The sequence below is a fragment of the Afipia sp. GW821-FHT04G03 genome, assembly GCF_059419985.1.
Genome location: NZ_JBWKSV010000001.1, coordinates 209,140 through 235,221 on the forward strand (window position 1 = coordinate 209,140; position 26,082 = coordinate 235,221).

General features: G+C 63.0%; 28 protein-coding genes, 2 tRNA genes and 1 other RNA gene. 14 read left to right on the plus strand and 17 right to left on the minus strand.

What is annotated here, in order from left to right; all coding sequences use genetic code 11:
* Window positions 1-127: 127 nt before the first annotated feature.
* The 3 genes from AC07UB_RS01085 to AC07UB_RS01095 form a co-directional block, all read right to left on the minus strand.
* Complete coding sequence (locus AC07UB_RS01085) at window positions 128-1,630, minus strand: replicative DNA helicase (RefSeq protein WP_494652438.1); 1,503 nt, start codon at window positions 1,628-1,630, stop codon at window positions 128-130.
* Between the two features lie 289 nt (window positions 1,631-1,919).
* Window positions 1,920-2,005 (minus strand) — tRNA-OTHER (locus AC07UB_RS01090).
* Between the two features lie 15 nt (window positions 2,006-2,020).
* Window positions 2,021-2,095 (minus strand) — tRNA-Cys (locus AC07UB_RS01095).
* Window positions 2,096-2,277: 182 nt separating this feature from the next.
* On the opposite strand from AC07UB_RS01095, the gene AC07UB_RS01100 reads away from it, so the two are divergent.
* On the plus strand, window positions 2,278-2,661 hold the full coding sequence (locus AC07UB_RS01100; RefSeq protein WP_492789446.1) for a rhodanese-like domain-containing protein: 384 nt from the start codon (window positions 2,278-2,280) through the stop codon (window positions 2,659-2,661).
* Between the two features lie 79 nt (window positions 2,662-2,740).
* Here the strand turns inward: AC07UB_RS01100 and AC07UB_RS01105 are convergent, their stop codons facing one another.
* The gene (locus AC07UB_RS01105; RefSeq protein WP_494652435.1) at window positions 2,741-4,000 is read right to left on the minus strand and encodes a cyclopropane fatty acid synthase; all 1,260 of its coding nucleotides are present in this window, start codon (window positions 3,998-4,000) and stop codon (window positions 2,741-2,743) included.
* Between the two features lie 288 nt (window positions 4,001-4,288).
* On the opposite strand from AC07UB_RS01105, the gene AC07UB_RS01110 reads away from it, so the two are divergent.
* The 3 genes from AC07UB_RS01110 (at window position 4,289) to AC07UB_RS01120 (ending at window position 6,384) form a co-directional block, all read left to right on the plus strand.
* Window positions 4,289-5,227: a hypothetical protein gene (locus tag AC07UB_RS01110; protein WP_494652434.1), complete on the plus strand. Its 939-nt coding sequence runs from the start codon at window positions 4,289-4,291 to the stop codon at window positions 5,225-5,227.
* Between the two features lie 117 nt (window positions 5,228-5,344).
* Window positions 5,345-5,929, plus strand: a complete 585-nt coding sequence (locus AC07UB_RS01115; protein WP_492789443.1) for a TetR/AcrR family transcriptional regulator — start codon at window positions 5,345-5,347, stop codon at window positions 5,927-5,929.
* Window positions 5,926-6,384: a PaaI family thioesterase gene (locus AC07UB_RS01120; protein ID WP_492789442.1), complete on the plus strand. Its 459-nt coding sequence runs from the start codon at window positions 5,926-5,928 to the stop codon at window positions 6,382-6,384. Before AC07UB_RS01115 ends, AC07UB_RS01120 begins: the two co-directional genes overlap by 4 nt.
* Window positions 6,385-6,443: 59 nt before the next feature.
* Here the strand turns inward: AC07UB_RS01120 and rplI are convergent, their stop codons facing one another.
* The 6 genes from rplI to AC07UB_RS01150 form a co-directional block, all read right to left on the minus strand.
* A complete protein-coding gene (gene rplI, locus AC07UB_RS01125) occupies window positions 6,444-7,046 on the minus strand; it encodes a 50S ribosomal protein L9 (RefSeq protein ID WP_492789441.1) in 603 nt (200 codons plus the stop codon).
* Window positions 7,047-7,103: 57 nt separating this feature from the next.
* A complete protein-coding gene (locus AC07UB_RS01130) occupies window positions 7,104-8,072 on the minus strand; it encodes a DUF2232 domain-containing protein (RefSeq protein ID WP_494652431.1) in 969 nt (322 codons plus the stop codon).
* Window positions 8,073-8,193: 121 nt separating this feature from the next.
* Complete coding sequence (rpsR, locus tag AC07UB_RS01135) at window positions 8,194-8,433, minus strand: 30S ribosomal protein S18 (protein WP_492789439.1); 240 nt, start codon at window positions 8,431-8,433, stop codon at window positions 8,194-8,196.
* Between the two features lie 5 nt (window positions 8,434-8,438).
* Window positions 8,439-8,915, minus strand: a complete 477-nt coding sequence (rpsF, locus tag AC07UB_RS01140; protein ID WP_492789438.1) for a 30S ribosomal protein S6 — start codon at window positions 8,913-8,915, stop codon at window positions 8,439-8,441.
* Window positions 8,916-9,206: 291 nt separating this feature from the next.
* Window positions 9,207-9,401, minus strand: coding sequence for a hypothetical protein (locus tag AC07UB_RS01145; RefSeq protein WP_494652429.1), 195 nt, complete (start codon window positions 9,399-9,401; stop codon window positions 9,207-9,209).
* Between the two features lie 2 nt (window positions 9,402-9,403).
* On the minus strand, window positions 9,404-9,601 hold the full coding sequence (locus tag AC07UB_RS01150; RefSeq protein ID WP_492789436.1) for a hypothetical protein: 198 nt from the start codon (window positions 9,599-9,601) through the stop codon (window positions 9,404-9,406).
* A 194-nt stretch (window positions 9,602-9,795) separates the two neighbouring features.
* On the opposite strand from AC07UB_RS01150, the gene fabD reads away from it, so the two are divergent.
* The 3 genes from fabD to AC07UB_RS01165 all read left to right on the plus strand — a co-directional run bounded on the left by fabD (window position 9,796) and on the right by AC07UB_RS01165 (window position 11,489).
* Window positions 9,796-10,749, plus strand: a complete 954-nt coding sequence (fabD, locus tag AC07UB_RS01155) for an ACP S-malonyltransferase (protein ID WP_492789435.1) — start codon at window positions 9,796-9,798, stop codon at window positions 10,747-10,749.
* A gap of 50 nt (window positions 10,750-10,799) precedes the next feature.
* Window positions 10,800-11,121, plus strand: a transfer-messenger RNA (tmRNA) gene (gene ssrA, locus AC07UB_RS01160).
* Between the two features lie 125 nt (window positions 11,122-11,246).
* Window positions 11,247-11,489: a toxin-antitoxin system YwqK family antitoxin gene (locus AC07UB_RS01165; protein ID WP_492789434.1), complete on the plus strand. Its 243-nt coding sequence runs from the start codon at window positions 11,247-11,249 to the stop codon at window positions 11,487-11,489.
* A gap of 6 nt (window positions 11,490-11,495) precedes the next feature.
* Here AC07UB_RS01165 and eutC read toward each other — a convergent pair whose 3' ends face one another.
* The 3 genes from eutC to eat are packed head-to-tail and all read right to left on the minus strand — an operon-like array spanning window position 11,496 to window position 15,122.
* Entirely contained in the window at window positions 11,496-12,290 is a 795-nt protein-coding gene (gene eutC, locus AC07UB_RS01170; protein ID WP_494652427.1) for an ethanolamine ammonia-lyase subunit EutC, read from the minus strand.
* The gene (locus AC07UB_RS01175; protein WP_492789432.1) at window positions 12,287-13,681 is read right to left on the minus strand and encodes an ethanolamine ammonia-lyase subunit EutB; all 1,395 of its coding nucleotides are present in this window, start codon (window positions 13,679-13,681) and stop codon (window positions 12,287-12,289) included. The genes eutC and AC07UB_RS01175 overlap by 4 nt, the downstream gene beginning before the upstream one ends.
* A 28-nt stretch (window positions 13,682-13,709) precedes the next feature.
* Window positions 13,710-15,122, minus strand: coding sequence for an ethanolamine permease (gene eat / locus AC07UB_RS01180; RefSeq protein WP_494652425.1), 1,413 nt, complete (start codon window positions 15,120-15,122; stop codon window positions 13,710-13,712).
* 179 nt (window positions 15,123-15,301) lie between these two features.
* Here eat and fabG point away from each other — a divergent pair, with 179 nt between their 5' ends.
* The 6 genes from fabG to gmk all read left to right on the plus strand — a co-directional run bounded on the left by fabG (window position 15,302) and on the right by gmk (window position 21,152).
* Complete coding sequence (gene fabG / locus AC07UB_RS01185; protein WP_492789430.1) at window positions 15,302-16,039, plus strand: 3-oxoacyl-[acyl-carrier-protein] reductase; 738 nt, start codon at window positions 15,302-15,304, stop codon at window positions 16,037-16,039.
* Window positions 16,040-16,339: 300 nt separating this feature from the next.
* Window positions 16,340-16,579 carry an acyl carrier protein gene (locus tag AC07UB_RS01190; RefSeq protein WP_006020277.1) on the plus strand — a complete coding sequence of 80 codons (240 nt, stop codon included), beginning with the start codon at window positions 16,340-16,342 and terminating at the stop codon, window positions 16,577-16,579.
* Window positions 16,580-16,689: 110 nt separating this feature from the next.
* Complete coding sequence (fabF, locus tag AC07UB_RS01195; RefSeq protein WP_492789429.1) at window positions 16,690-17,955, plus strand: beta-ketoacyl-ACP synthase II; 1,266 nt, start codon at window positions 16,690-16,692, stop codon at window positions 17,953-17,955.
* Window positions 17,956-18,135: 180 nt separating this feature from the next.
* Window positions 18,136-19,491, plus strand: coding sequence for an endolytic transglycosylase MltG (gene mltG / locus AC07UB_RS01200; RefSeq protein ID WP_492789428.1), 1,356 nt, complete (start codon window positions 18,136-18,138; stop codon window positions 19,489-19,491).
* Window positions 19,492-19,598: 107 nt separating this feature from the next.
* Window positions 19,599-20,486 (plus strand): YicC/YloC family endoribonuclease, encoded by an 888-nt coding sequence (locus tag AC07UB_RS01205; protein ID WP_492789427.1) that lies wholly within the window; start codon window positions 19,599-19,601, stop codon window positions 20,484-20,486.
* A gap of 9 nt (window positions 20,487-20,495) precedes the next feature.
* The gene (gene gmk, locus AC07UB_RS01210) at window positions 20,496-21,152 is read left to right on the plus strand and encodes a guanylate kinase (RefSeq protein WP_492789426.1); all 657 of its coding nucleotides are present in this window, start codon (window positions 20,496-20,498) and stop codon (window positions 21,150-21,152) included.
* Between the two features lie 32 nt (window positions 21,153-21,184).
* On the opposite strand, the gene AC07UB_RS01215 is transcribed toward gmk, so the two are convergent.
* Window positions 21,185-22,204 carry a hypothetical protein gene (locus tag AC07UB_RS01215; protein WP_492789425.1) on the minus strand — a complete coding sequence of 340 codons (1,020 nt, stop codon included), beginning with the start codon at window positions 22,202-22,204 and terminating at the stop codon, window positions 21,185-21,187.
* 214 nt (window positions 22,205-22,418) lie between these two features.
* On the opposite strand from AC07UB_RS01215, the gene AC07UB_RS01220 reads away from it, so the two are divergent.
* Complete coding sequence (locus tag AC07UB_RS01220; RefSeq protein ID WP_492789424.1) at window positions 22,419-23,102, plus strand: spermine/spermidine synthase domain-containing protein; 684 nt, start codon at window positions 22,419-22,421, stop codon at window positions 23,100-23,102.
* A gap of 6 nt (window positions 23,103-23,108) precedes the next feature.
* Here the strand turns inward: AC07UB_RS01220 and AC07UB_RS01225 are convergent, their stop codons facing one another.
* The 3 genes from AC07UB_RS01225 to pdxA are packed head-to-tail and all read right to left on the minus strand — an operon-like array spanning window position 23,109 to window position 26,066.
* Window positions 23,109-24,167, minus strand: a complete 1,059-nt coding sequence (locus AC07UB_RS01225) for an alcohol dehydrogenase (protein WP_492789423.1) — start codon at window positions 24,165-24,167, stop codon at window positions 23,109-23,111.
* A 1-nt stretch (window position 24,168) separates the two neighbouring features.
* Window positions 24,169-25,047 (minus strand): 16S rRNA (adenine(1518)-N(6)/adenine(1519)-N(6))-dimethyltransferase RsmA, encoded by an 879-nt coding sequence (rsmA, locus tag AC07UB_RS01230; protein ID WP_492789422.1) that lies wholly within the window; start codon window positions 25,045-25,047, stop codon window positions 24,169-24,171.
* Window positions 25,044-26,066, minus strand: a complete 1,023-nt coding sequence (gene pdxA, locus AC07UB_RS01235; RefSeq protein ID WP_492789421.1) for a 4-hydroxythreonine-4-phosphate dehydrogenase PdxA — start codon at window positions 26,064-26,066, stop codon at window positions 25,044-25,046. The genes rsmA and pdxA overlap by 4 nt, the downstream gene beginning before the upstream one ends.
* Window positions 26,067-26,082: the final 16 nt, after the last annotated feature.

Below are 26,082 nucleotides of genomic sequence, written 5' to 3' on the forward strand. Positions count from 1 at the left end.
GGAGAGTGATTGGCGAAAGCGTTATCTGACTTTAGCACACTCTCTCGTGTGCCAGCGCGTATTCCGCCAAGGTGGCACCGGTTTTGCGACCAGAATACGCGCTATATTATCAGACGCCCGAAATCGCTTAGTTGCCAAATCGCTCGGGCACCTGTCCGTCGTGGGAGAGATCGCCGAACCGCGTGACGTTGGCGTCGAATTGCAGATTGATGGTGCCGGTGGGGCCGTGACGCTGCTTGCCGATGATGACCTCGGCCTTGCCGTGGACCAGCGACATATCGAGCTGCCACTTCTCGTGCTCGGGCGTGCCGATCCGCGGCTCCTTGCTCTGCAAATAGTATTCCTCGCGGTAGACGAACAGCACGACGTCGGCGTCCTGCTCGATCGATCCCGATTCACGCAGGTCGGACAGTTGCGGGCGCTTGTCGTCGCGGTTCTCCACCTGACGCGAAAGCTGCGACAGGGCGATGATGGGAACGTTCAATTCCTTGGCCAGCGCCTTCAGGCCGGTGGTGATTTCGGTGATTTCCTGCACACGGTTGTCCGACTTGCGGCCCGAGCCCGACAGAAGCTGGATGTAGTCGATAATGAGCAGGTCCAGACCTTTCTGCCGCTTCAGCCGCCGCGCGCGTGCGGTGAGCTGCGAGATCGACAGGCCGCCGCCGTCGTCGACATAGAACGGCAGGTTCTGCATCTCGATGGAATGGTCGCGGATTTTATCGAAATCCCGCTCGCTGATGCCGCCGCGGCGGATCAAGCTCGACGAGATGCCGGTGCGTTCGGACAGAATACGGGTGGCGAGCTGCTCCGCCGACATTTCGAGCGAGAAGAAGCCGACGATGCCGCCATTGACCGATTTCATCTGGCCATCGGCCTGCACTTCGCCGCGCCATGACCGCGCGACGTTGTAGGCGATGTTGGTCGCGAGCGCCGTCTTGCCCATGGCCGGACGGCCGGCAAGGATGATCAGATCGGACGATTGCAGGCCGCCCATCTTGACGTCCATTTCACGCAGACCGCTCGAGAGGCCCGACAGATTGCCGTCGCGGCTGTAGGCTGCAGCGGCCATATCGACCGCAACCGTCAGCGCCTGCGAGAATTTCTGGAAGCCGCCGTCGTAGCGGCCGGACTCCGCGAGATCGTAGAGCTTCTTTTCTGCGTCCTCGATCTGCGCGCGCGGCGCGAAATCCACGGGCGCGTCGAACGCGACGTTGACCATGTCCTCGCCGACGCGGATGAGATCGCGCCGGATCGACAGATCGTAAACGGTCCGTCCGTAGTCCTGCGCGTTGATGATGGTGGTGGCTTCGGCGGCGAGGCGGGCAAGGTACTGCGCGACCGTCATGCCGCCGATGTCGGTTTCCGCCGGAACGAAGGTCTTCAGCGTCACCGGGGTTGCGATCTTGCCAGCGCGGATGATGCTCGACGTGGTCTCGAAAATGAGCTGATGGATCGGCTCGTAGAAGTGTTTCGGCTCGAGGAAGTCCGAAACCCGGTAGAAGGCGTCGTTGTTGACCAGAATGGCGCCGAGAAGTCCCTGTTCGGCCTCGATATTATGGGGCGCGGTTCGGTAGGCCGGCGAGCCGGCTTCCGGCGCGAGCTTGATAATGTTCGAATCAGGAATGGCCATAGACGTCTATTGATCTTTTATTCGGATGAAAGTTGGGCAGGCGGACGCACGAAGCGGTCTGCTACCTAATACTTTCAGAGTCGCCAGCGAAATGCCCGACCCAAACTTTCCCCGTTGTTCACGGTGAAAAGAAAAGGCCGGGAAGGCTTGCTTTGCGTGGTGCGATCGTTTTGCGCACGTCCTCAATTTTCCCCGCCCATACCCGCGCGAGTTCCGTTGCGAAAAAGACGAGCCGCAAAGATCAACCGCCGCCTCCAATCAAGGAAGCGGCGGTTTCAATTCGACAATTTGGAGGAAAGGGACAGGATTCGAACCTTCGACACGGTCGCCCGTGTGCCGCGTTAGCGGTGCCTTAAGCCACTCAGCCACCTTTCCGTGGTTCGCGAATTTTGGAGGCCCAGCCTGGATTTGAACCAGGATGTGAAGCGTTTGCGGCGCCCCCGCGTAACTTTCCGCCACCGGGCCATGCACCGAACTTGCACCGGCAATGGATCGGTCGCAATCGATGATCGCTGCGGTGGTTAATGTGCGTCAGAGTGGAGGATTGAGCTACCGCTGGTTTCACCCTACGTTCCGGCCGCTTGCGGCGATCCTGACCTGCGAAGCCGGGTCTGGGGTGATCGTTTTCCTTCAACAAGAGGTGCGACATGACAACCAGTGTGAAGCAGTTGATGGGTGAGGCCAACGCGGCCGTGCCGAAGATCACGCCAGCCGAGGCGAGCGAGATGGTCGCAAAGGGCAACATCCTCGTGATCGATGTGCGCGATCCGAACGAAGTGGAAAAGAGCGGCAAGATCGCCGGCGCGGTCAACGTTTCGCGCGGCATGCTGGAATTCCGCGCCGATCCGGACTCGCCCTACCACGACAAGAATTTCGCCAAGGACAAGACCGTGATTGTCTATTGCGCTTCCGGCGGCCGTTCCGCGCTGAGCGGAAAGGTGCTGAAGGACATGGGTTACGGTCAGGTCTACAACGCCGGCGGCTTCAAGGATTGGGCTGACAGCGGCGCCGCGGTCGAGAAGGCCGGCTAACCTTGATATGATGCGAACGCGGTATCTGCGCTCGCATCGCAAGGCGACGGCGCGGGGAGGGAAGCAATCGTGAGTCCGCTTACTCGCCGGCCATCCGCAGCATCGGGCGTTTCGCGGCTTCGACCTCGCGCAGCCGCTGTTCCTCACGGCCGATGTAATCGCGGGTGATCGGGACCACGCCCTGCCGCTTGCTGAGCTGGATCTGGAACACCATGACGTTCTGCTTGCGGAACGACATCTCGGATGACGCCAGATAGAACTCCCACATCCGAACGAAGCGCTCGTCATAAAGTTTGGCAGCTTCTTCGCGCCGGGCGAGGAAGCGCTCGCGCCAGGCCTTCAGCGTTTCGGCATAATGCAGCCGCAGGATTTCGATGTCGTCGACCAGAAGCCCGGCGCGTTCGATCGCAGGCAGCACCTCTGACACCGCCGGGATATAGCCGCCGGGGAAAATGTATTTGGCGATCCACGGGTTGGTGATGCCGGGTCCTTCCGAGCGTCCGATCGAATGCAGCATCATCACGCCGTCGTCGCCGAGCAGTTCCGCGCAGCGCTTGAAGTAGGTGTCGTAATAGTCGATGCCGACATGCTCGAACATGCCCACCGAAATGATCCGGTCGAAGGAGCCGGGCGTGTTCCGATAGTCCTGCAGGCGGAATGTCGCGCGGTCGGTCAGGTTCAATTCGCCGGCGCGCGCGTTGGCCACTCCCAGCTGTTCCTCGGAAAGGGTGATGCCGGTGACATGCGCGCCAGTCATTTCCGCGAGATACAGCCCGAGGCCGCCCCAGCCGCAGCCGATGTCGAGCACACGGTGGCCCGGTTTGACCAGCAGCTTCGCGGCGAGGTGGCGCTTCTTGGCAAGCTGCGCGTCATCGAGGGTGGAGTCCGGCGTCTCGAAGTAGGCGCAGCTGTACTGCATGTCCGCGTCGAGGAAGAGGCGATAGAGTCGGCCGTCCAGATCGTAATGGCTGGCGACGTTGCGCTTGGAACGGGCGGGTGGATTGAACTGTTGCCAGTGCCGGATCAGGTAGCGAAGCCACCAGCGGACCCGCGACCAGCGCGGCACCATGTCGGGTTGATCGAGCGCGACCGCGAGAAGATCGGCAATCGAACCGTTTTCAATAATGAAGTCGCCGTCGGTGTAGATTTCGCCAATCGCGAGCTCGGGATCGAGCAGCAGGTGGCGCTGGGCTTCGGCGGTCAAAAATCTGACCGCGATCGGCTGCCCGGTGCCGTCGCCGCAGGTGAAGGTGGCCCCCGCAGCCGTCGTGAAGGTTATCGAACCACGCCGAATGAACTGGCTCAGGAAAAACCGCAAAAGACGATCCATCCAACGCATGTCCAACGATCCAATTATGGCGACCTTCCAAATCTTGGTATTTTCTGGCCCGGTTTCAATCGCAATTTGCCGTATGGCGCCCGTGCGAAAGGCAGGTCTGCGTTTTCGGCTGGGAAGCGGGCCGTGCTGAGCCGGAAAAGAGCACCTGCCGCGGCCCGAAACAGGCTCACGCACATGCGAAATCTCGGTACTTCCATTCGCAGTATAATCCGCTAAAGGTGACCGCGAGGCCGAGGGCGGGGTCGAACGTCTTTGACCCCTGACCGGCTGTATATCTGGAGACCTTGGATGTTGGGCCGAGCGCTCATTTTGGCGGCGGTGGCTTTTGTGTTGGGCTGTTTCGGGACGATCCCGGCGCGGGCGCAGAATCTCGAAGCCGGCAAGCCTCCATCCCAGATTTTTTCCAGCACCTGTTCGCTGTGCCACAAGAGCGCGCGCGGATTGCTGAAGGGTGTTTCACCGGGATCGCTGCCGGGTTTCCTCCGCCAGCACTACACCACGAGTTCAGACATGGCCGCGGCCATGAGCGCCTATGTCCTGTCCAATGGCGCGGCCAACGCAGCGCCGGGCGGGGGAAATCTGACCCGGCAAGGCCAGGAAGCCAAAGGCGGCGCGAAACCGTCCCAGGAGCCCGGTCCCGAACAAGCAAGCAAGGGCCGCAAGCCCACGCGCGAAGCCTCGAAGCCCGATGCTGACGGGCTGGAGGGCGCGACTCCTGAACATGCCCAGACCGCCCGCCAAAAGGCCGCCGCCGAGCGCAGAGCGGCGCGGCAGGCAGCCCGAAGCAAGGCTGGCAAGGACGGCGCACCGCCGAAGATCGAGGACCGGCACGAGGCCGCGAAGGATCAGCCCGGCAAGGATGAAGCGGCCAAATCCGCCTCAGGCGCGCCTGACGCGGGCAAGCCGGATTCAGCCAAATCTGATTCGGCCAATTCTGATTCAGCAAAGTCTGATGCGGCCAAGTCTGAAACTGCCAAGTCTGAAACCGCCAAGGTCGAAGGCACACGCCCGGATCCCGTTCCGGCTGTCACGCCTGCGCCGAAGGATGGCGAGAATCGGCCAAAGGAAGCGGAGAGGCCCGCCGAGGTGGCCGCTGCTCCGCCGAAGGTCGAGATTCCCTCCGGCCCGCTGACGATCGATATGGGTCCGCCGCCGGCTCCGAAAGCCGCTGCCCCCAGCGCGTCGGTTGTGCCCGCCGGCAAGCCAGAACCGCCGATCTCCCGTTAAATTCGAACCGAGCACCGAATGGTCCGTGGAAACGCGGTCGACGCCTTTGATTGCCTTGACTAGAGTATTACTCTAGAGCAATGATCTAGCGTCTCTCACGCTCGGAGTTGATCGGCCATGTCTGGTGCCCGCGACGATCTGCTGGATGCGGCGCTCGCTGTGTTCGAGCGCGACGGTTTCGAGGGTGCGACAGTGGCTGCGATCCGCCAGCGTGCGGGCGCATCGAACGGCAGCTTCTTTCACTTCTTCGGCTCCAAGCGCGAACTGGCCGGCACGTTGTTTCTCGAAGTGCTGCGGCGCTATCACATCGCCATGCTCGATGTGATTGATCCTCCGCCCGGCGCGGAGGAGGGCATCGCGCGCTTGATCCGCACGCATCTGGCATGGGTCGTCGACAACCGCCGCGAAGCCAATTTTTTGTTCGAGATTTCGCGCAGCGAGTGGGCGAAGGACGTGCGCGATGCGCGCAAGGCGCGGAATGCGACGGTCGCGGAAGGCGTCGAGGCCTGGCGCGCGCCGCTGGTCGCAAGCGGCGAATTGCTGCCGATGCAGGCCTCGCTGTTCTTCAGCCAGATCATCGGCCCGGCGCAGTTCGTCTGCCGGGCGTGGCTGTCAGGCCGCGATCCGTCCGATCCGCGCGACCATGCCGAGGTGCTGATCGCCTGCGCGGTTCGCGCGCTGACCACACACGGAGATCGATGATGCTTCAGGCCGATGCGGAATTCGCGCCGATTGCCGATCATATTCGCAGCAACGTCATGCGTCAGGGCTTCATGACTCATGTCGGCGCCGAAGTGAGCGATCTCACGCGCGGCGGCTGTGTGCTGTCCGTCGACCGCCGTCCGGAGTTGTTGCAACAGAATGGATTTTTCCACGGCGGTGTCACGGCGTTCCTGATCGACAATGCGACGACCATCGCCGCCGCCACGGTCAAGGGGCAGGCCGCGTTGACCGCCGAGTATAAACTGAACTTGCTGTCGCCGGCATCGGGCGAGCGATTGATCTGCCGCGCGCGCGTGATCAAGCCGGGACGTCAGGTCTCGGTGGTTGCGGCGGATGTGTTCTGTGTGATCGATGGCTCGGAAAAGCATACGGCCACCGCGCTGGCATCGATTGCGATGATCGATCAGGCCATCGCGCCGATGGTCGTCAGCTAAACAAAAAGCCCGGCCTCGATGAGGCCGGGCTTTTTTCGCAGATGGCTGGTGCCGGAGCCTTATTTCTCTTCGGCAGGAGCGGCCGGTTCGGCAACGTCGTCGTGCTGCGCTTCCGGATCGAAGAACTCGCCGGCGGCGGCGATCGCCTCGGCAGCCGCGTCGCGGTCTTCCTGACGGCTGTTGACGTCTTCGCCGCGGTTGATGCGTTCGGCTTCCACCTCGGAGCGCGCCACCGTCGTCGAAACATGCACTTCGACTTCCGGATGCACCGCGATGGTGATCTTGTGCTGGCCGATGGTCTTGATCGGCGCGTCGAGCAGAACCTGCGAGCGGTTCAGCGAGACGCCGTCCTTCTCCAGCGCCGCCATGATGTCGCGCACCGACACCGAGCCGTAAAGCTGGCCGGTTTCCGACGCCTGACGGATGATGACGACATTGCGTCCGTCGATCTTCTCGGCGACCTTGGTCGCTTCGCCCTTGGCCTGAATGTTCTTGGCCTCGAGGTCGGCCTTCATGCCGTCGTACTTCTCGCGGTTGTCCTTGGTCGCGCGCAGCGCCTTGTTGCGCTTGAGCAGGAAGTTACGGGCGAACCCGTCCTTCACTTTGACCACATCGCCCATCTGGCCGAGTTTCGCCACGCGCTCCAGCAGAATGACTTCCATTTTGAATTCTCCGTTCGATCTAAAGGTTGAGTTGGATTTCAGAGTGAGAGTTGAACTTCAGGTTGTCGGCATGGGCGGTGGCCCGCGCCGCGTCCAGTAGGCTTGTCGAATTCCAAAGACGGCGTCGGCGAGGCCGAGGCTGATCATTCCGAGCAGCGGCCAGCCGATGAACAGTGTCCCGGCATAGGCCGCGCCGAGCACGAAGCTGCGGCCCGAGAACGTCTGCGTCACGGTATGAAGCACAGCGAAGCCGGTGATGGCGTAGGCCATCAGCATTGCGCTGCTTGCGATCTGCGCCAGCATGGCCAGCAGTCCGCCGACGAAGCACAGCGCAACCGCAACCAGCAATGCGACAAGCATCATCCGCGGCAGCATGGTGGTGCGCAGGTCGGGCCACGGCCGCTTCATCCGGCCGGACGTCGCCGTGATTTTCGCGGCGAGCCACAGATTGAGCGTCAGCGTCATCATCGCGATGATGGTGGCGGCGCCGGGTGCGACCGCGACCAGCGCATCGACCACGCGGTCGGTCTCACCCGAAGGAACGGCCGTCCCGCGTCCGCCCATGATGCGTTGCAGGCCACGGCGCAGCGCGGCGTTGATCGTGGCGTCATCGGAGCCGAGAGTCAGCAGCGCGCTGACCGTGGTAATGACCGCAAACAGCGCCGCCCATGCCAGGATGCGCCCGGTCGGATACCAGTCGAGCACCGGCGCAAGATTGGCGAGCTGCGGATCGTTCGAGACCGGACGCGCGAGCAGCGCCAAGTGTCCGAGCCACCACGCCGGCAAGGCGATGGTGAGCGCGAAGGCGGCCATGTAGGGAATGCCGAAGATGAAGCCGAGGCCGAGTGCTGCAACGATACCGCCGATCAGTGCGGTCGCCGATCCCCAACCCAGCGCGGCCACCATCAAGGGCAGCGGCGCAAGGTAAAACAGCACGAGCGAAATCAGCGCGCCCGAAACGATGGACGCGAACATCGTCGCCGACGCGAGGCCGGCCGCCAGTGCAATGAGGATACCTGTCATCATCAGCTGTCCCGCTCCTTTCGAGCGGTTAGAGGTCTTTGGAACCCCAACCATCCACCGAGGCACGACGCCGTGGTGTTATGAGAAGAAGAACCGGCGGATTGATCCGCCGGTTCTGATTGTCTTAGCGGATCACGTAAGGCAGCAGACCGAGGAACCGCGAGCGCTTGATGGCGCGGGCGAGTTCACGCTGCTTGATGGCCGACACGGCCGTGATGCGGCTCGGCACGATCTTGCCGCGCTCGGACACGTAACGCATCAGCAACTTCGAATCCTTGTAGTCGATCTTCGGCGCGTTCGGTCCCGTGAACGGGCACGTCTTGCGGCGACGGAAGAACGGACGGCGTGCACCTGCTTCAGCCATGGTTCTTACTCCTCTACCGACGCGGTTGCGTCTTCATCACGCGGACGGCGCGGACCACGATCACCACGGAAGCCACCGCCTTCACGATCGCCGCCACGGAAACCGCCGCCTTCACGGTCGCCACGGAAGCCGCCGCCACCGCGCTCGTCGCGGTCACGCTCGGACTTGCGCATCATGGCGGAGGGGCCTTCCTCCAGCTCGTCGACGCGAACGGTGATGTAACGGATGATGTCTTCGCTGATGCGTTCCTGCCGCTCGATCTCGGCGACCACCGCTGCGGGGCCGTCGATGTTCAGCAGCATGAAATGCGCCTTGCGGTTCTTGTTCATGCGATAGGTGAGGGAGCGCACGCCCCAGTTCTCGGTCTTGGTGACCTTGCCGCCGAGACCTTCGATCACGCCGGTAATCTGCGTGGTGAATTCCTCGACCTGCTGGGCGCTCGCATCCTGACGCGCGAGAAAAACATGCTCATAAAGAGGCATGGGAGTCCTTTCCAATGTTAGCGCGGTTCCTGGCGGCAAGCCCTTCGAGACCTTCGGAAAGGACTCGATATTGCTCAGAAGGCGGAAGCACGGGACGACGGACCGACTGGCCCTGTCACATCAAATTCGCCAAAGGTGAAATTGCTGAGACCGTCCGTTCAGCTCCCGGCCGGGATCCACGGATAGGCGCGTTATAAGGGTTTCGGCGCTGGGTGCAAGGCAAAACAGGGTCGATTTGGCCCTGAAAGCCCATCTGTAGCTGTTTCCGGTGCGTCTGGCCGACAGTCGCGCCTATTTAGCATCCGCCGATTTTGACGCCCCGGCATTGTCGGGAGGCCCGACAATCGGAAATACCTTGCCGACGTCCATGCGCTGGCTGGAATAGGTCAGCGCCCCGCCCAGAATGACGACGCCGATGAGCGCGCCCCACAGGAACTTGTGATAGGCGCGCTTGCCGCCGACGGCGTCATCCAGGTTGTTATTCATAATCAGCGCCGCTCTGTTGTCGGTCGATACTTTGCCAGTCCCGTTGTGCCTGGCGGCGGGTTGTCCACGGCGGTGACAACGACCGGGTTGCGGTCGAAGGCCGTCACCAGCGCCGCCCCGAATACGGCGACCAGCACCAGCGCGAAAATCAGGACCGGGGCGAGAGCTAGCGTCTGTGGCTTGCGCGGATCATTTTCCATGGTGCGCACTCCGGTTGGGTGCCCCGTATTGAAAACGCGCAGCGGTGGATACTGTTCCAATTGGGTCGTTCAATGGCCTGCCGGGTCAGTGGGCGAGCAAGCCGGTGGCCGATTCTTCGTCGCGCCGCGGCACCACAGCTTGACACTGGCCGCCCCGGCGGTGTCTTACGGCCTATCGTTTTGAGGGGACTTCCATGACTGCAGCATTCACATTTCCGGGGCAGGGATCGCAGACCGTCGGTATGGGCAAGGCACTAGCCGACGCATTTCCGGCAGCCCGCGCCGTGTTCGACGAGGTGGATGCAGCGCTGGGTGAAAAGCTGACGGCCATCATCTGGGACGGTCCGGCAGAGACGCTGCAACTCACCGAAAACGCGCAGCCCGCGCTGATGGCGGTGTCGCTGGCGACGCTGCGCGTGCTGGAGACTGAAGCGGGTATCGACATCGCGCGCGATGCGGCCTTCGTCGCCGGTCATTCGCTTGGCGAATATTCGGCGCTGGCCGCCGCCGGCAGTTTCACCATCAGCGACACGGCGAAGCTGCTGCGCACGCGCGGCCTCGCCATGCAGAAAGCCGTGCCGGTTGGTGTCGGCGCGATGGCGGCATTGCTGGGCCTCGATTACGAGGCCGCGGTGGCGGTTGCGGAAGAAGCCGCGCAGGGGCAGGTTTGTCAGGCCGCCAACGACAATGGCGGCGGACAGGTTGTGGTGTCCGGCGACAAGGCCGCCGTCGAGCGCGCGCTCGAAATCGCCAAGACCAAGGGCGCCAAGCGCGCCATGCTGCTGCCGGTGTCCGCGCCGTTCCATTGCCGCCTGATGCAGCCCGCCGCCGATGCAATGGCGCAGGCGCTGGCTAGCGTCACCATCAACAAGCCGAAAGCGCCGCTGGTTTCCAACGTGCTGGCGACCGCGATCACCGATCCGGATGAAATCCGCAAGCGGCTGGTTGAGCAGGTCACCGGCACCGTGCGCTGGCGCGAGAGTGTTGCGTACATGGCGTCGCAAGGCGTGACGCATTTTCTCGAAATCGGCGCGGGCAAGGTTCTGTCGGGCTTGGTCAAGCGCATCGCAGACGGCGCCGTCGGGGTGTCGGTCGGTGGACCAGCCGACATCGAGGCTGCGAAGGCCGCGCTTGCTGCGGCGAAGTAGGTTCCGTTCCTCGCTGCTGCCTGTTGCCGCACCGGAGCGCGGGCTTTTTGCACCTTACAAAGCGCGAAATCTCGCATATATTGGTTCTGTCGCAAGACGATGGCGCTGAATCTCAAGGCGGACTACGGGCAGACCCGGGGGGCAGTACCCCGGCGCCTCCACCAGAAGCGGTTAGAGCTGGCAGGTTCAACCGTTTCTGATGGGGGCGAAATAGGTTCGATGGCCGTGAAGAAGCTTTGAAGTGTGCTCGGCATGATACCGCCGTTATCGGGTCAAAACCTAAATGCAAACGATAACGTTCGCATGAATGAAGTGCGCCTCGCGGCGTAACCATTCGGGGTAGGTCCACCTAGCAACAGAACGGCCATGGCCGCGTCACCTTCGGGTGGCGCGGCTTTTATTTTGCGAAAACGCGCGGCCTGTCTCGCGCCGACGCATAATCACCGCGCTGTGTGCGGCGGTCAGTTTGGGTAAGATGCCTTCGCGGAGGACGAGCCTTGAAGAAGAAAGCCAAACCGGAAACTCACATCCAGTATCACAAGGACGGCAGCGTCTGGGCGCGCGGTCAGACTATTGACGGAGTCATGACTGGTTACTGGGAGTGGTTCCGCAAAGACGGTGTGCGGATGCGCTCCGGTCATTTCGAGGACGGCGAGCAGACGGGCGAATGGACCACGTATGACAAGACCGGCAAGGTCTACAAAGTCACGACCATGAAGCCGAAAAAGAAACCAACATGACCTGATTTATTTCTTGTCCGACGCTGACAAGCGCGCTGCGTTTCGGTCCCCGAGTAGCGCCAGATCGCTTTCGTCCTTCAGGTCCACGCCGGTGAGTCCACGGCCCAGCGCCTCGCGCACCAGCCACGCCAGCTTGAATGCGGCAGCGGCATAACTCAGTCCTTCGGGCCGAACATTGGAAATGCAGTTGCGTCCGGCATCGTTGCGGCCCTTGAACGGCGCATGGGTGATGTAGATGCCGAGACTGTCGGGTGAACTCAGCCCCGGCCGCTCGCCGATCAGCATGATCGACAACCTTGCTTTCAACAGTTCCGCGATCTCGTCAGCCAGCGCGACGCGGGCCTGCGTGGCGATGACGACCGGCGCGCGCTTCAGCTCCTCCGCAAGAAGCGGCTTCAGTGCCGCGAGCAGTGGTGCGGCGTGGCGGTCCACAGCCAGCGACGACAGCCCGTCGCCGACCACGATACAGATGTCGCTCGGCAGGATCGGTTCCGCGCGCAACTTCGCGATCTCGTCGGGGTCGATCACGCGGCCGAGGTCCGGCCTGCGCAAATAGGTGGTGCGATCCGGCGCGTGGCTGCGCACATGGGCAGTGGTCCAGCCTTGTGCGTGCAGCGCGGCTTCGAGCTTCGGCACATCGAGCGCGGCGTGAATTGCATCGCGCGCCATCGCGTGCGCCCAGCCGAACCTCAGCACCTCGTCGGTCGGCATCCCGGCACCGACGCGGCCAAGCGCAAGCCGCGCCGGCGTGACGCTGCGCCAATCGCCCCAAGGACTTTGTGTGACGGAATCTTTCGTCATGCGACCAGCGACTTGAGATTGCCCATGCCGCCGAGCAGCGCGTTGGGCGAGGGCGGTCGGAGGCGTCCGGCGGCGTCGGTGATCTGCATTCGTTGCAGCCACGCCTCGAACTCGGGCGCGCGTTTCAGGCCGAGTGTTTCGCGCAGAAAGAGTGCGTCATGGAACGACGTGCTCTGATAGTTGAGCATCACATCGTCCGCGCCGGGAATGCCCATGATGAAGCTGATGCCGGCTGTGCCGAGCAGCACCAGCAGCGTGTCCATGTCGTCCTGATCGGCTTCGGCGTGGTTGGTGTAGCAGATGTCGCAACCGAGCGGCAGGCCGAGCAGCTTGCCGCAGAAGTGATCCTCCAAACCGGCGCGGATGATCTGCTTGCCGTCGTAGAGATATTCCGGGCCGATGAAGCCGACCACAGTATTCACCAGCAGCGGCTTGTAGCGCCGCGCCAGCGCATAGGCGCGCGCCTCGCAGGTTTGCTGATCGACGCCGAAATTTGCGTCGGCCGACAGCGCGCTGCCTTGTCCCGTCTCGAAATACATCACGTCGTCGCCGACGGTGCCGCGCTTCAGCGACAGCGCTGCGTCCTGTGCCTCATCCAGAATTTCCGGCGTGACGCCGAAGGAGAGATTGGTTTTCTCGGTGCCGCCGATCGACTGGAACACGAGATCCACCGGCGCACCGCTTTCCGCAAGCTTTACGGTATTGGTGACATGAGTCAGCACGCAGCTTTGCGTGGGTATCTCGAAGCGCTGGATGACTTCATCCAGCATTCGCAACAGATCGCCAAGCACCGGCATGCTGTCGGACGCCGGGTTGAGCCCGATCACCGCATCGCCCGACCCCATCAACAAGCCGTCGAGCGTGGACGCCGCCACGCCGCGCAGGTCGTCGGTGGGATGGTTCGGTTGCAGGCGTACAGATAGATGGCCTTCAAGTCCGATGGTGTCGCGGAAGCGCGTGATGACGCGAACCTTGCGCGCGACGGCGATCAGATCCTGATTGCGCATGATCTTGGAGACGGCGGCGACCATTTCCGGCGTGAGGCCGCGCGCAAGTGCTGCGAGCGCCTCGGTCGTCGCCTGGTCGGACAGCAGCCAGTTGCGGAAATCGCCGACGGTCATGTGCGACACCGGCGCGAACGCCTTCGCATCGTGGCTGTCGATGATCAGCCGCGTGATGTTGTCGTCCTCGTAGGGGATCAGCGCTTCTGTGAGGAATTGCTTGAGCGGCACCTCCGCCAGCACGTGGCGCGCCGCCATCCGCTCCTGCGCGGTGGCGGCGCCGATGCCTGCGAGAGTGTCGCCCGAGCGTGCAGGTGAGGCGAACGCCATCACCTGCTTCAGGTCGTCGAAGGCGAACAGTTGCTGGTCGATAGCGGTGCGATAGAGCAACGGTTTTCACCTCATCGGCTGCAGAGGCTTACTCAGCGGGCACGGAGTTCGCGGTGACGCTCAGCATCTCGTCCGGCGCTGCCGCGTCGCGCTGACCCGTCGTCATTCTGAAGTAGGCGTAGGCGAGGGCCATCAGCACGAGGAACAGCAGCGTCAGCATAGCATTGAACCACACCATGGCGAACAGGCAAACGAGCCCGAGTCCGAACGCGATGGCCGGGAACACCGGATAGAACGGCGCGCGGTAGGTCCGGACCAGGTCGGGTTCGCTCTGGCGAAGCTTGAACAGCGCCGCCATCGAGATCAGATACATGATGATCGCGCCGAACACCGACATGGTCACGATGTTGGCGGTGAGCGTCTGCCCGCCGAACTGCACCCATTCGTCGCTGAAGATTGCGATGATGCCGATGACACCGCCCGCCAGCAACGCGCGATGCGGCGTGTTGAAGCGCGGGCTGAGCGCAGCGAACGTCTTCGGCAGATAGCCGGCGCGCGCCAGCGCGAAGATCTGGCGCGAATAGCCCATGATGATGCCGTGGAACGAAGCGATCAGTCCGAACAGGCCGATCCACACCAGCATGTGCAGCCAGCCGCTGTTTTCACCGACCACGACTTTCATGGCCTGTGGGAGTGGGTCGTTGATGTTGGCGAGCTTGCTCCAGTCGCCGACACCGCCGGCGAAGATCATGACGCCGAATGCAAGCAGGACCAGCGTGAGAATGCCCGCGACGTAGGCGACCGGAATCGTGCGTTGCGGATCCTTGGCTTCCTCGGCCGCCATCGCGGCGCCTTCGATCGCGAGGAAGAACCAGATCGCGAAGGGAATCGATGCGAAGATGCCGGAAATCGCTGCGCCATTGAGTGTATTGCTGCCGGCCCAGCCGTTGGCGACGAAATTCGCCATCGACCATCCCGGCGCGACCACGCCCATGAACACGAGCAGTTCGGCAATGGCGAGCACCGTGACGAACAATTCAAAGGCAGCGGCGATGCCGACGCCGATCCAGTTCAGCGCGATGAAGATGACATAAGCTCCGAGCGCGAAGAATTTCGGATTGATGCCCGGAAATTGCACATTGAGGTAAGCGCCGATGGCGAGAGAAATCGCAGGTGGCGCGAAAACGAACTCGACCAGGGTCGCAAAGCCCGCGATGAAGCCGCCGGTCGGTCCGAACGCGCGGCGCGCATAGGCGAACGGCCCGCCTGCATGGGGAATTGCGGTCGACAGTTCGGTGAAGCTGAAGATGAAGGTCGTGTACATCGTTGCGACCAGCACGGTTGCGACCAGAAAACCGAGCGTGCCCGCGGTGTTCCAGCCGTAACTCCATCCAAAATATTCTCCGGAGATCACGAGCCCGACGGCTATTCCCCAGAGCTGAAACGGACCGAGCACTTTTTGCAGACCGGCGGGATGTGACGGGACTTGGGTCGGGGCCATCGGCGTGTTCTCCGTTGCGATGCGAAGAAATATGCAAGGGAGGTGCCATCAGGCCGCGAAAACCCGGCCGGTTCGTGCCGTTTTGTGACAAGAGATTGGGCAGGGGTCATTGACGAGCGGCATTTTCTTGCGGCAAACGGTGCACCAATTCTGACTTGGGATCGATCCAAGGGGGCGACATGTTCGATTTGACAGGCAAGACCGCACTCGTCACCGGCGCGACCGGCGGCATCGGCGGCGCAATTGCGCGCGCGCTTCACGCGCAAGGCGCGACGGTTTCGATCTCGGGCACACGGCGCGAAGCACTCGACACGCTGGCCGGCGAGTTGAAAGAGCGCGTGCATGTGCTGCCGTGCAATCTGTCGGACATGGCGGACGTCGAAACGCTGGTTCCTGCCGCAGAGAAGGCAATGGGCCAGCTCGACATTCTCGTCGCCAATGCCGGCATCACGCGCGACAATCTTTTCGTCCAGTTGAAGGACGAGGATTTTGACGACGTCATCCGGGTAAACCTGACCGCCACGTTTCGCCTCGCGCGCGCCGCGACCAAGCTGATGATGCGCAAACGGTTCGGACGAATCATCGCGATCACATCGGTGGTCGGCGTCACCGGCAACGCCGGGCAGGGCAACTACGCGGCGTCCAAGGCCGGGCTGATCGGAATGATGAAATCCGTCGGCGCGGAATACGCCCGCCGCAACGTGACGGCCAACTGCATCGCACCCGGTTTCATCGCAACGCCGATGACCGACGTTTTGAATGAAAAGCAACGCGAAGGGGTGCTCGCCAAGGTGCCCGCCGGGCGGCTCGGGACGCCGGAGGACATCGCTGCCGCAGCCGTTTATCTCGCGTCCAACGAGGCGGCCTACGTCACCGGCCAGACAATCCATGTGAACGGCGGAATGGCCATGATTTGAGCCTTGTTCCCGCTGGTTTTTTGTCAAGCGGGAAGGCTGCTGGACGCCACCCGGGGCCGTGTGGTCAACTCCGGGGAAGTATGGTAACCGAACGGCAATCGGTTGGGGAAAACGCCATTGCAGGATCGCCAAACCCCGTATATTGCCGTTCCGGCGCTAGCCGCCGTTTCGGTAATCCCGCTCGACTGGCGGGGTACGGGAACGCGTGGTACGGACGGCACGAATTCGTAATTTTTCGCACCGCGAGGGGCTCGTATCGTTTTGCGGTCGAGTTTAATGGAACAAGCACGAGGTTAAACGATGAGTGAGATTGGCGAGCGAGTTAAGAAGATCGTGGTCGAGCACCTTGGTGTCGAGCCCGAGAAGGTTGTCGATGCTGCGAGCTTTATCGACGATCTCGGCGCTGACAGCCTCGACACCGTCGAACTCGTGATGGCGTTCGAAGAGGAATTCGGCTGCGAAATTCCCGACGACGCCGCCGAAACCATCCTCACTGTGGGCGACGCCACCAAGTTCCTCGAGAAGAACGCAAAGAGCTGACGCCAACGCGCAGCCACGACGACGCGCGGCGGGTTGTAATCGAACGACCCGCCGTCTTGCTGTCTTCGTGGCGCTGGTTTGGCGTTGCTGAATGAGTCGGAGATGGACGTATGAGGCGGGTTGTCGTCACGGGCCTAGGCATGGTTTCGCCGCTCGCCAATGGCGTTGAGCCGACCTGGAAACGGATTCTCAACGGCGAAAGCGGTGCAAGGCGCATCGAGCATTTCGACGTTTCCGATCTGACTTGCCAGATCGCATGTGTGGTTCCGCGCGGCGACGGCACCAACGGCACCTTCAATCCCGACGACTGGATGGAGCCGAAGGAGCAGCGCAAGGTCGATGATTTCATCGTCTTCGCGATGGCCGCCGCGACGCAGGCGCTCGACGACGCCAACTGGCACCCGACCACCGAGGAAGATCGCTGCGCCACCGGCACCATGATCGGTTCCGGCATAGGAGGCATCGAGGGAATCGGTGAAGCCGCGGTGATCCTGAAGGAGCGCGGCCCGCGCAAGCTGTCGCCGTTCTTCATTCCCGGCCGTCTCATCAATCTTGCGTCGGGCTATGTCTCGATCAAGCACGGGCTCAAGGGCCCGAACCATGCGGTGGTCACCGCCTGTTCGACCGGCGCGCACGCCATCGGCGACGCAAGCCGCCTGATCGCGTTCGGCGATGCCGACGTCATGGTGGCGGGCGGAGCGGAATCCGCCGTCAACCGGCTGGCCATGGGCGGCTTCTGCGCGTTGCGCGCGATGGCCACCAAGTACAACGACAATCCGACCATCGCGTCGCGGCCCTATGACAAGGATCGCGACGGCTTCGTGATGGGCGAGGGTGCCGGCGTCGTGGTGCTCGAGGAATACGAGCACGCGAAAAAGCGCGGCGCGAAGATTTACGCCGAAGTCGTGGGCTACGGTCTGACAGGCGATGCCTATCACATTACCGCTCCCGCCGAGGATGGCGACGGCGCGTATCGCTGCATGAGCGCCGCGATGAAGCGCGCCGGCGTGACGGCCTCTGACATCGACTACATCAACGCGCACGGCACCTCGACGCCGCTCGGCGACGAGATCGAACTCGGTGCGGCACAGCGGCTGCTCGGCAACGCGGCCTCGAAGGTCTCGATGTCGTCGACCAAGTCGTCCACCGGGCATCTGCTCGGCGCGGCCGGCGCCATCGAGGCAATCTTCTGTGTCCTGGCGATTCGGGATAATGTCGCGCCGCCGACGATCAATCTCGACAACCCGTCGGTCGAGACGGCCATCGATCTCGTTCCGAACAAGGCAAGGCCGCGCGAAATCAATGTCGCATTGTCGAATTCGTTTGGATTCGGCGGCACCAATGCGTCGCTGGTGGTCAGGCGCCTGGCGAATTAAACATTCTAATCTGCATAATGACGATTTCGCGCGACGACCGCGCATCAAGGATTAAAAGCTGAAGGCGGCGTCCCGATTGTCTTCAAGGTTTTGCCGTATTCAGACATAATTTATCTCACGGGCGCGCGTATAACGCTGAATCAACAAGCTAAACTGCCTGCAGGATTTTAGGTTGCTTCGATGAGCCAGAGACCTCCCATTGCGCCCCGTTCGCCCCGCGCGGCGCTCGAGCCCGAGCAGGTGCCGCAGCCGCCGAAGCATTCGCAGCGCGCGCGGAATACCTTCGTCGTCGTCGGTAACGCGATCATCACTTTTCTGATCGTCGCGATGGTTCTGGCCGGAGGTGTCTTCTTCTACGGCAAGAAGACAATCGAGACCAAAGGTCCGCTCACCGAGGACAAGGTGGTCAATATTCCCCCGCGCGCGGGCATGACCGACATCGGCGACATCCTTCAACGCGCCGGTGTGATCTCGGCCGACCGGTGGACGTTTATCGGCAGCGTGCTGGCGCTTAATGCACGCTCGGGCCTCAAGTCCGGCGAGTATCTGTTTCAGAAGAACGCCAGCCTGCGCGACGTGATCAACACCATCGTCGAAGGCAAGGTGGTGCAGCATTCCTTCACGATTCCGGAAGGCCTGACGTCGGAGCAGATCGTCGCCCGGTTGCAGGACAGCGATATTTTCGCAGGCTCGCTGAAAGAGCAGCCGCGCGAGGGCACGCTGCTGCCGGACACCTACAATTTCCCGCGCGGCACCCCGCGTGATCAGGTGATCCAGCGTATGCAGCAGGCGCAGAAGCGCGTGCTCGCCGACATCTGGGCGCGACGCAATCCGGACATTCTGGTGCGCACGCCCGAGCAGCTTGTGACGCTGGCTTCCATCGTCGAGAAGGAAACCAGCAAGGCCGATGAGCGCAGCCGTGTCGCCGCGGTGTTCAGCAACCGTCTGCGTCAGCGCATCAAGCTGCAGTCCGACCCGACTATCATTTACGGCCTTGTCGGCGGCAAGGGCACGCTCGGCCGGCCGATCAAGCGCAGCGAAATCCAGCAGCCGACGCCATACAACACCTATGTGATCGACGGGCTGCCGCCGGGTCCGATCGCCAATCCGGGGCGCGCCTCGCTGGAAGCAACCGCCAATCCCGCCCGCACCCGCGACCTGTTCTTCGTCGCCGACGGCACCGGCGGACATACGTTCACGGAAACCTACGACCAGCATCAGAAGGGCGTCGCGAAGCTGCGCTCGCTGGAGCGTCAGCAGCAAAACGACACCGTTGAGGCTGACGATCAGCAGCCGCCGACCACAGCGGCGACGCCTGCGCCGGGGGCTCCTGCCGCGACGGCAACTCCTGCCAGACCGGCGGCTGCGCCCAAGGCGGCTCCCAAGGGCACCGCGCCGAAGGCTCAGGTGCCATCCAGCATCATGGCAAGCGAGCCGCCCGCGGAGGGTGCTGCGGCGTCACGCAAACGGACCGCCAAGCGCGCGCCATCGACCGCGCCCGCCGAGCCGGAGCCCGGGGAAGAGAAGACGCAGTAGCCTCTGCTGCGTCGCTTGTTAGCTCCCGCGTTCGTTCCCTTGCGCGCTTTCCCGATTTCGGGGACAAGCTGAACCCATGATTTGCCTGTAACGGAGACGATATCGCAATGGCGCTGTCGAGCATGACCGGCTTTGCGCGAAGCCACGGCACCAGCGGACCATATGCGTTCGAGTGGGAACTGAAATCCGTCAACGCCAAGGGCTTCGATTTCCGCCTGCGGCTTCCGGCGGGGTGGGACGACATCGAGGCGCCCGCGCGCAAACGCGCTGCGGAGCTGCTGTCCCGCGGCACCGTCTACGCCAACCTGTCCGTCAAGCGAACCGGCACGGCCACAACCATCCAGATCAATGACGATGTGCTGTCCGCCATCCTGAAGGTTGCGGGCGATATTTCTGCCCGAACCGGCGCAACCGCGCCGAGTGTCGACGGGCTGCTGGCGATCAAGGGCGTGATCGAAGTCGTCGAGCCGGAAAGCGATGAAGCCGAATTGCAGGCGGCGCGCGCGGCTGTGACGGCGTCGTTCGAGCAGGCGTTGCAAAGCCTGATCGATATGCGCAAGCGCGAGGGCACAGCGCTCGGCCAGATCCTTTCTCAGCGCATGGACGAGATCGAACGTCTCGCAAAGCGCGCCGAGGCCGCCCCAGGCCGCAAGCCGGAGGCGATCAAGGCGCGGATCGCCGAACAGGTCGCCGCCTTGCTCGACGCGTCCGATCGTTTCGATCCGGATCGTCTCAGCCAAGAAGCCATCATGATCGCGGCGAAGGCGGACATCCGTGAAGAACTCGACCGCATCGCCTCGCACATCGCGCAGACGCGCGAATTGCTCGGCAAGGGCGGCGCGGTGGGACGGCGGCTGGATTTCCTCGCGCAGGAGTTCAACCGCGAAGTGAACACCACCTGCTCGAAGTCCAACGACATCGAACTGACCAACACCGGGCTTGAGATGAAGAACGTGGTGGAGCAGTTTCGCGAGCAGGTTCAAAATCTGGAATAGGGACGAACGATGGCGGCGGGGGGCACCTTGAAAGGCGTAGAGCGGCGAGGGCTGATGTTCGTGCTGTCGTCGCCGTCGGGCGCGGGCAAGTCCACGCTGGCGCGAATGCTGATCGAGAAAATGCCGGACCTGCGCATGTCGGTATCGGTCACCACGCGCCCCATGCGTCCTGGCGAAGCTGACGGCGAGCATTACTATTTCATCGACAAACCGAAGTTCGACGTCATGGTGAAAGGCGGCGACCTGCTCGAGCATGCCACCGTGTTCGATAACTCCTATGGCACGCCGCGCGGACCTGTCGAGGATGCGCTGTCATCGGGACAGGACGTGCTGTTCGACATCGACTGGCAAGGCACGCAGCAGTTGCGCGAGAAAGCGCGCGACGACGTGGTCAGCGTTTTCATTCTGCCGCCGTCCGCAGCCGATCTTGAAAAGCGGTTGCATACCCGTGCTCAGGATTCCGATGAGGTGATCGCCGGTCGCATGAGCCGAGCCAGCCATGAGCTGAGCCACTGGGCGGAATACGACTACGTCGTCACCAACAGCAATCTCGACGAGGCGTATTCGCAGGTCGTGACCATTCTCAAGGCCGAGCGGCTCAAGCGCGTGCGCCAGACCGGATTGTCCGGTTTCGTGCGCGATCTTCAGAAGCAATTGGAGAAGTAGGACGGCGGGATCGCCCGCCGGTCTTTCCCGCTCTACGCAGCCGAGCGCTTCGACGCCCGCGCCAGCAGTTCCTCGATTTCGTCGGTTGTCTCGTCCAGGACGCGCGGTTCGGGAAGGGTCTCCGCATAAAGCGCGGGCGATGTCACGCGCGGGTTATCCTGCCGGATGGCTTCGCCGGACATGCTCGCATCCCAGATCGGGCGGCGCTGGTTGCGTGCGGGCTGTTCCTCGCGACGGCGCGGCCGGACGTATTTGAAGATCATCGGGCCGACGATGGCTGCGAGCGCCAGAAGGCAAACGAGCAAAGCCAGCAAGACACGGACCGAGAAAGTCTCACTGTCAGCGGTTTCCGTGGCGGTGGCAGGCTGAGTTGCAGCGACAGGCGTCGCCGCCGGTGTGGGCGTGGCAGGGGCCGCCGCTGCAAGGCGGTCCGGTGTCAGGGCAGGCGCTGGTTGAACCGGTGCAGGCGCATTGGCGGGTATTGCGTTCGCTGTAGGTGCATTTGCACCGGATTGATTTTCAGCGGATGCAACGGCAGTCGTCTCCGGCCAGCGCGAGGCGAGATTCCAGCCTTGCCGCGCAGCAGCGGGTTCAGGCGCGGGCTGGACCGCGGCGCTTTGATTGTCTTGGTGAGCGGTGGTGTCGGCGGAGGGCGTCAGCGGGGGCCATGTCGTCTCCGCGAGCGTCGGATCTTCGTCGGACGAGCCTGCCGTCAGTTCGGCGCGGGCGTTCGCAACCGTCTTCTGCATCGGCTTGCTGGCAGGAGGAGCGCCTTCTTCCGCGGCGGCTGTCGGCTTCGTGGTCTTCTTCAGCTTGCCGCCCGCATCCGAGAGATACCAGCATTTGCGCTTGGTGCCTTTTTCGAGCCGATAGTACCAATGCGCCCCCGCAGGGGTCTCGCGCTTCGGCGCGGCGAGACATTCGTTTGCAGGAGCACTTTCAGCGGCGGGTTCTGCGGCCGGCTCGGCGGTCGCCGGCACGGACATGATGCTGAAGATTGAAACGCAGCCGGCGATGACGGCAGGCGCAATGATGGCGGCTCGGTTTGACATTCTGTCCCCCTTACGCAACTCGAAACCAATTCCCTTGCGGCGTTGTCCGGGACAAGTTGGGTCGGAATAGGCCGCAAATCCGGAAACGCTGAGGCAACATTCGGGCGCGGGGTTCCGTCTTCAATTGTGGCGCAGCGGAACCCGTTTTGGTGTAACGAAGCGCGCATATCAGCGTGTTTTCACGCAACGTACGCACTGAACCGAGGACCGATTCTTGATCCCATGGGTTTTGCTGGATACCGCGCAGGTGCCGGGCGGCGGTGAGCTTCGCCTGATGCGCAGAGGCAAGGAATTTTCCATCAAGCTCGGTCAGAACGAGTTGATGAACAGCCGCCTCAGCGGGTCAGAGGAGGCGCTCGCGACGCTGGCGTGGCGACGGGTTCAGCCGCGCAAGAAGCCGTGCATGTTGATTGGTGGCCTCGGCATGGGGTTTACGTTGCGCGCGGCGCTTACCGTGGCTGGGCACGATGCCAGAATCATTGTTTCCGAACTGGTGCCTGAAGTCGTTGCGTGGGCGCGGGGACCGATGGCGGACCTGTTCGGCGACAGTCTGACGGACAAGCGTGTCAGCATCCGCGAAGAGGACGTCGGCAAATTGATAAAGTCGGAGCGCGCGGCCTACGACGTCATTCTGCTCGACGTCGATAACGGTCCCGAAGGCCTGACCCGTGACGCCAACGACGCGCTCTACGATTCGAAGGGACTGACCGCCGCGCGCGTGGCGCTGCGGCCAGATGGTGTGCTGGCGGTGTGGTCGTCGGGACCGAATCCGCGTTTTACGCAGCGATTGCGCAAGGCGGGTTTCAACGTCGACGAAGTTCCGATCCGCGCCACCGGATCACGTAGCGGCGCGCGTCACATGATCTGGATGGCGACCCGGATCGACGGCGGGAAGTAACCGCCGTTAGTTCGTCAGCATGATGCGGCCGACGACCTTGCCTGCGCGCAACTGCTCGATCCATTTCTGCACGTCGGCCATCGGCTCTTCTTTCATCGGTGTCGGCTTGATCTTGCCGGCGCGAGCCAGCGCCATCAGCTCGTGCGCTTCCGACAAGGTGCCGGTGATGAAGCCTTCGATGGTCATGCGCTTGTAGATCCACTGCACCATCGGCAGGCTGAAGTTTCCGCCCATCAGGCCGGACACCACGATCTTGCCGCCGCGCGCCAGCACGCTCATGGCGAAGTTCATCGACTTTTCGTTGCCCGCGAAATCGACGACCGCGTCGAAGCCGCCGTCGGTCTCCTTGAGGATGCGCTTGGCGATGTCCGCCTCTGACGGATCGTAGGCGACCGACGCGCCGTTCTTCAGCGCGGTCTCGCGCGCGTCCGCGCTGAGGTCGGCGACGGAAATCTTTTGCTTGAACATGGCGGGCGCGAACGACAGTCCCATCATGCCGACACCGCCGAGGCCGATCAGCAGCAGGTTTCGCTGCTGCGGACGATTGACGAGGCGCTTCAGCGCGCCGTAGGCGGTGACGCCCGAACACATCAAGGTCGCTGCGACGTTGACGGGCAGGGGATCGTAATCGAGCAGATACTTGGCATCGGGCACCAGCACATGGCTGGCGAAACCGCCGTCGATGGCGACGCCAAGGTAGCGATTGCGCGCGCACAGGTTCTCGTCGCCGTTGAGACAGTCGCGGCACTGGCCGCAGCCGATCCACGGAAAGACCGCCTTCTTGGTGCCGATCAGCGCCTTGTCCACGTCGGGGCCGACTTCATCGACGATGCCCGCGATTTCATGGCCCAGCGTGAACGGCAGCGTCATGCCGCGCGTGGTGTCGAGTTTCTTGCCGCCGCCGAGATCAGCATAACCGTCCTGGATGTGCAGGTCGGAATGGCACAGGCCGCAGCGCTCGATCCGCACCAGAACCTCCCGGCCTTGCGGCTTCGGGGTTTCCGCAATGGTTTCGCAGAGCGGAGCATCGAACTTCACGATGGATTGGCGGCGCAGCACGGCCATTTCAGTTTTCTCCTTGGATCGCCCTTGATTTTGCGGGCTGTATATTGGTCAATTCCCGCGCCATGGCAACAAAGCCGGACACCGGGATCGTCTCCGCGCGGCGCGTCGGCTCGACACCCGCAGCGGCTGCCAACAGCGCGGGATCGACGCCCAGCGATTTGAGGCTCTGACGCAGCATTTTCCGCCGCTGGCCGAAGGCTGCGGCCGCCACGCGCTCCAGCATCCGCCGGTCGCACGGCTCAGGCGCGGCGCGCGGGATCAGCCGGACGACGGACGACGTGACCTTGGGCGGCGGCACAAAAGCGCCCGGCGCAATGTCGAACAGGATCTTGGTTTCCGCCCGCCAGTTCGACAGCACGCCGAGGCGGCCATACGCTTCATCGTCTTCACGCGCGACGATCCGTTCGGCAACCTCGCGCTGAAACATCAGCACCATCATGTCATACCATGGCGGCCACGGCTCGGCGCTGAGCCAGTCGATCAGGAGCATGGTCGCGATGTTGTAAGGCAGGTTGGCGACGATCTTGGCGCGCTCGCCGTTCAGATGCGGGCGCGGATCGAACGTTGTCGCGTCGGTGTTCACGATGGTCAGCCGCCCGGGGTAACGCTGCGCGATTTCTTCAAGCGCAGGGATAGCGCGCTCGTCGCGCTCGACCGCGATCACGCGCCTGACGCCTTGCGCTAGCAGCGCGCGAGTCAGCCCGCCGGGACCGGGTCCGATCTCGACGATGGTTGCATCTTCCAGCGGCGCGGCAGCGCGCGCGATCCGCGACGTCAAATTGAGGTCGAGCAGGAAATTCTGGCCGAGCGATTTCCGCGCCGATAGTTCATGACGCCGGATGACATCGGACAGTGGCGGCAGATCGTCGATGGCGCTCATGTGCCGGATGCCGACGCCATGTGCGCGGCGAGACGCAGTGCCGCGATCAGGCTTGACGGGTTGGCGCGGCCGGTGCCCGCGATGTCGAACGCGGTGCCGTGATCCGGCGAGGTGCGGATGAACGGCAGTCCCAGCGTCACGTTCACGCCGTCGTCGAACGCGATGGTCTTGATCGGGATCAGCGCTTGATCGTGGTACATGCAGATCGCGCAGTCGTAGGTTTTTCGCGCAGTCTCATGAAACATGGTATCGGCGGGCAGCGGTCCGCGCACGTCGATGCCGTCCTGACGAAGCGCGGCGACAGCGGGTGCGATGATCGACTGGTCCTCGTTGCCGAGCGAACCGTCTTCGCCGGCATGTGGATTGAGTCCAGAGACCGCGAGGCGAGGGCGGGCGATACCGAGCCGCGCCTTCAGATCCGCCGCGACGATGCGTCCCGTTTTCACGATCAGATCGCTGGTGAGTTGCGTGATGGCGTCGCGCAGCGGCAGATGGATCGTCACCGGTACGACGGCGAGTTGCGGTGACCACAGCATCATCACCGGATGCGGCACCGTGCCGTTCACGGCGGCGGCAAGCTGCGCGAGAAATTCAGTATGACCCGGATGGGAGAAACCCGCGCGGTAGAGCACGCTCTTGGCAATCGGATTGGTGACGACCGCACCGGCGCGTCCGGCAATCACATCGGCCACCGCATGCCGGATCGATGCAATCGCAGCCGGCGCGCTGCTGTCGTTTGGCTGGCCCGGTTTCGCCGTCGCCGTAACGCCGGTCTTTACCACCGGAAGCGCGTCGACGAAGATTCCCGTAGCGCTCTCGGGGCTCGCTTCGGCGGTCTCGACGCTGACGCCAAGCGCACGCGCGCGGTCCGCGATGAATGCGCCGTCGCCGATCAGATAGAACGCGGGAAGGTCGAGTTCACGCCGCCTGAGCCATGCCGCGATTGCGATGTCAGGACCGATGCCCGCGGGCTCGCCGATCGTCAGAGCCAAAGCTTTGCTGATGGCGGCCGTGGTCATGGACGCTGTATCGCTG